Here is a 783-nt window from a genome sequence, read left to right as displayed (position 1 = left end):
GTAAGTCTTTTACCTGTTAATCTGGCAACTAACTTTCAGATTATTGTGTCGTCTGTTTCTTTCCTGATTGGTCTGCGTTTATTGATTCTGTTTGGTAAATTGTTTGTTCAGGCGTCGGCAAATAAAACTTCTGTTAAATCGTCGTAGTTATGAGGGCTGATTAATGTCTGTTTATTTTACTAATGGGGGACTTGGTGCGGGCAAAGGCATTTATGCTGCTTTTATTGCCTCTCAGTATTATAATAATCCTGACAAGAATATCAGGTTAGCTACTAATTATCCGCTTGATACATTCAGGCTTGGAAAGAATTCAGATAAATTTGTTACTGTATTGCCCTGTAATGTCAGGGTTGAAGACCTGGAAAATTTAGGTGATGGCTCTCCGTCTTCTTATAAGGATAATTTTGGCGCGCTTATTCTTGATGAATGTAGTGAGTTTCTTAATTCTCGTGATTTTAAAAGAACTGACCGTCTTAAGATGTTGCACTGGTTTAAACATGCCCGTAAACATCACTGGGATGTTTATTTTATTGTTCAGAATTATGATGCGCTTGATTCTCAGGTCAGGGAAGACCTTAAAGAATATATGGTATTTTTGCGTGATTTAAGTAAAATACGCATTCCGTTTTATTCTTCTTATAAGGAAATGTTTGGCAATAAACAGCCTCGTAAAAATAAACGGCGTCATTCTCTTATTCCTCATATTGTTCAGGCGCGTATTTTTCATAAAAGTCAGTCGCTGAGTGAAAAACCTGAAAATTTTTATACCATCATGGCTAAAGA

The 783-nt window shown here is 36.1% G+C and carries 1 protein-coding gene; it reads left to right on the top strand.

Annotated features, from left to right (window positions below):
- Positions 1–163: 163 nt before the first annotated feature.
- Positions 164–783 (top strand): zonular occludens toxin domain-containing protein (locus tag ACLJRH_RS26200; protein ID WP_410958296.1); only part of this gene is annotated, 620 nt, incomplete at its 3' end.

Origin of the sequence: Salmonella sp. SAL04162 (genome assembly GCF_046551535.1) — a bacterium.
Classification (GTDB): Bacteria; Pseudomonadota; Gammaproteobacteria; order Enterobacterales; family Enterobacteriaceae; genus Salmonella; species Salmonella enterica.
Note: the sequence above shows the minus strand (reverse complement) of the source record. Positions and strands in the feature narration are given on the sequence as shown.